2 protein-coding genes are annotated in these 4,087 nt (G+C 73.2%); both read left to right on the top strand.

All coding sequences use genetic code 11. The annotated features are described in order from the left end of the window. Nucleotides 1-499: 499 nt before the first annotated feature. Nucleotides 500-2,986 (top strand): bifunctional SulP family inorganic anion transporter/carbonic anhydrase, encoded by a 2,487-nt coding sequence (locus ABZY91_RS41595; protein WP_355409395.1) that lies wholly within the window; start codon nucleotides 500-502, stop codon nucleotides 2,984-2,986. 232 nt (nucleotides 2,987-3,218) lie between these two features. After that, the coding region (locus tag ABZY91_RS41590) for an AMP-binding protein (protein ID WP_355409393.1) at nucleotides 3,219-4,087 on the top strand (869 nt) is incomplete at its 3' end.

Below are 4,087 nucleotides of genomic sequence, written 5' to 3'. Positions count from 1 at the left end.
CTGGACGCCTCCCCGTACGAGGCGGCCTCCCCACCCCGGGGAGGCCGCGGCCCGTCCGGCTCCCCGGCCCGAATCCCCGGCCCCCGACCTCGGCCCCGGCGGTCCCGAGCGTCCGACGCTGCCGCAGGGCCCTCCCACCAGCAGATTCCCGTCCGTTCGACCACCACCCAATGGGGTGAACGGCGTGGTTATTGCCTGTCGCCCGGGATGACGCTGTGCAAAGATCCCATTACCCTCGGTTTACCGAGTCTTGATACTCACCTCGGTCCCGACGGCCTCTCCGAGGCATGGCTCCTCCCATCGCCCCGGGCGAGCAGCCGTCGGGGCTCCTGATGGTCCACGGTCCGGCCGGTGACACCCGCACTCCCCGCCGCGACCACGCCATCCCGCCACACCGTCGCGACCCACGACAGCCGATCCGACCCGCCGGGCCCGTCACCGGGCTCACCGCACCGCCGGACCTGACTGCGTTCGTTCCCCCGGAAAAGACGGGAAGACTATGACCCTCGACATCTCCGGCGCACCCATCGCCTCCGACACCACCGACCACGCCCCGCCGGGCAGACGTCCCCGCGCCCCCTGGGCACCGGACCTCTCCGCCTCCCTCGTGGTCTTCCTGATCGCCGTGCCGTTCTCGCTCGGCATCGCCCTGGCCACCGGCGCCCCGCTCACCTCCGGCCTCGCCGCGGCAGCGGTCGGCGGGATCGTGGTCGGCCTGTTCGGCGGCACCCCGCTCCAGGTGAGCGGCCCCTCCGCCGCGCTGACCGTGATCACCGCCGGACTGATCTCCCATTACGGCTGGCAGGCCACCTGCGCCATCACCCTCGCCGCCGGCCTGCTGCAACTCCTGCTCGGGGTCAGGAGGGTGGCGCGCACCGCGCTCGCCGTCTCTCCCGCCATCGTGCACGGGATGCTGGCCGGCGTCGGCCTGACCATCGCCATCGCGCAGCTGCACGTCGTCCTCGGCGGCTCTCCGCAGAGCTCGGCGACGGCCAACCTGCTCGCCCTTCCCGGCCAGTTGGCGGTCCCGCATCCGGCCGCCCTGGCGGTCGGCACCGTCACCGCGGTCGTCCTGCTCGGCTGGCCCCGGCTGAACCGGCTCCCCGGCCGGGCCGGCGCGTTCGGGTCCCGGCTCGTCAGGGTGCCCGGACCGCTGGCCGCCGTCGCCTTCGCCACCACGCTCTCCGTCGCGCTGGACCTCCGGCTCGCCCGGGTCGAGCTCCCCGCCTGGCAACCGCACGACCTCGTCCCCGACCTGCCCCACGGACCGCTCCCCGCCGTCCTGGCCGCCGTGCTGACCGTCACCGCCGTGGCGAGCGTCGAGTCACTGCTCTCGGCCGTCGCCGTCGACCGGATGTCCCACCGGACCGGGGACCTCGACCGCGAGCTGCGCGGCCAGGGCCTCGCCAACATGGTGAGCGGCCTGGTCGGCGGTCTGCCGATCGCCGGCGGAGCGGTGCGCAGCACGGCCAACGTCCGCGCCGGGGCCACGAGCCGTCGGTCCTCGATCCTGCACGGAGTCTGGGTGCTGGCTGCGGCGCTGGCCCTCACCGGCGGGCTGCGCCGGATCCCGCTCTCCGCGCTCGCCGCCCTGGTGCTCGTGGTCGGCCTGCAGATGGTGAGCTTCGCGCACATCCGCAAGGTCCACCGGCACCGGGAGTTCCCGGTCTACCTCACCACCGTGGCGGGCGTGGTGCTGCTCGGCGTCCTGCCGGGCGTGGCGCTGGGAGCCGCGACCGCCGTCCTGCTCGCCCTCTACCGGCTGACCCGCGCCCACGTGGACGTCCTGACCGGTCCCGACGGCTCGTTCACCGTGGAGACGCACGGTCCGCTCACCTTCACCGCCGTGCCGCGGCTCAGCCGGTCCCTCGCCGGGATCCCGGCCGGCGCCGACGTCGCGGTCGTCCACGACGGCTCCTTCCTCGACCACGCCGCGTACGAGACCCTGCACAGCTGGCGCACCGGGTACCAGGCCGGCGGCGGCCGCGTCTCGATGGTGACCCACCGCCAGGACGACGAGGTCCTCGATCCCGACGGCACCGTCCGTACCGGCAGCTCTCCCGGCCCGCACCGCTGCCGCGCCTGGACGCCCTGGGTCGGCCACCACTGCGTCGAACAGCAGGAGGACCCGCACGGACGACTGCTGGACGGGGTCCGGGTGTTCCAACTGCACACCGCCCCGCTGGTCCGGCCCGAACTGGCCCGGCTCGCCCGGGAGGGACAGACGCCGTCCCAGCTCTTCCTGACCTGCGCGGACTCGCGGATGGTCACCAGCATGATCACCAACAGCGGCCCCGGCGACCTCTTCACCGTCCGCAACGTCGGCAACCTGGTGCCGGCGCCGTTCGAGCCGGGGGCGGCCGACGACTCGGTGGCGGCGGCGGTGCAGTACGCCGTCGAGGTCCTGGAGGTCGGTTCGATCACGGTCTGCGGCCATTCGGGCTGCGGGGCGATGAAGGCGCTGCTGGACGGGCTGCACGAACAACCGGGCCCGCCGACCCCGCTGGCCCGGTGGCTGCGCAACGGCCGCGGCTCCCTGGACCGGCTGCGCCGGGTCCCGGCCGAGTTCACGGCCCGGCCGGTGGTCGACCTGGTCGAGCAGCTCTGCATCACCAACGTGGTCCAGCAACTGGACCAGTTGCTGGCCAACCCCGCCGTGGAGCGGCGGGTGGCCGAGGGCACACTGCGGCTGGTCGGGATGTACTTCGACTTCGCCACGGCGCAGGCCTACGTGCTCGATCGCGAGAGCGGCCGGTTCAGCCCGGTCGAGGCACTGGGCGCACCGGGCGAGACCTCCCCCCGTGCTCACGCCCACGCCCCTGCGGCCGCCGTCATGGCCGCCACAGCGGTCGCGTCCGCCGCGTCCACTTCGGCCGCCGACTGCGACACGCCCGAACGGGTGAAGGAATTCGAAGAGGTCCCACCCTCCGGTACGGACCCCTCCGACGCGACCAGGACCGGGGGCGGTCCGGGCCTGGCCGCCTGAGAGCCGGGCCCGCGTCCCGCCGGGCGGGCCAGGACGCGGGCCCACCTCCGCCACACCCTCCAGAGGCGCCCCGGCCTCGGGCGACCGTTCGACGCCCGGTCAAAGGTCTACACCAATTCACCGGAGCCTCTTGTCAAGTGACCTCTTCGCCTGGTGAGCTGTGCGCTGGGACACACGGGACAATCCCCACGCACGGGAACGATCCCGATCATGACTCGATGAGGAGTGCGCGTTGAGCAACGAGAGCCTGGCCAACCTGCTCAAGGAGGAACGGCGCTTCGCCCCGCCGGCAGAGCTCGCCGCAGCCGCCAACGTCACCGCGGCCGCATACGCTCAGGCCTCCGAGGACCGCCTCGGCTTCTGGGCCGAGCAGGCCCGCCGCCTCACCTGGGCCGTCGAGCCCACCGAGACGCTCGACTGGTCCAACCCGCCGTTCGCCAAGTGGTTCGCCGACGGCAAGCTCAACGTGGCCTACAACTGCGTCGACCGCCACGTCGAGGCGGGCAACGGCGACCGCGTCGCCATCCACTTCGAGGGCGAGCCCGGCGACAGCCGCTCCCTCACCTACGCCCAGCTCAAGGACGAGGTCTCACAGGCCGCCAACGCCCTGCTGGAACTCGGGGTCCGCAAGGGCGACCGCGTCGCCGTCTACCTGCCGATGATCGCCGAGGCCGTCGTCGCGATCCTCGCCTGCGCCCGGATCGGCGCCACCCACTCGGTGGTCTTCGGCGGCTTCTCCGCCGACGCCGTCGCCTCCCGCATCCAGGACGCCCAGGCCAAGCTCGTCATCACCGCCGACGGCGGCTACCGGCGCGGCAAGCCCTCCGCCCTCAAGCCCGCCATCGACGAGGCACTGACCAAGGTCGACGGCGTCGAGCACGTCCTGGTCGTCCGCCGCACCGGCCAGGACGTCTCCTGGACCGAGGGCCGCGACGTCTGGTGGCACGAGGCCACCGCCCGCCAGTCCACCGAACACACCCCCGAGGCACACGACGCCGAGCACCCGCTCTTCATCCTCTACACCTCCGGCACCACCGGTAAGCCCAAGGGCATCCTGCACACCTCCGGCGGCTACCTCACCCAGGCCAGCTACACCCACCA

It is taken from the genome of Kitasatospora sp. NPDC002965, from assembly GCF_040611255.1.
GTDB lineage: Bacteria > Actinomycetota > Actinomycetes > Streptomycetales > Streptomycetaceae > Kitasatospora.
Note: the sequence above shows the minus strand (reverse complement) of the source record. Positions and strands in the feature narration are given on the sequence as shown.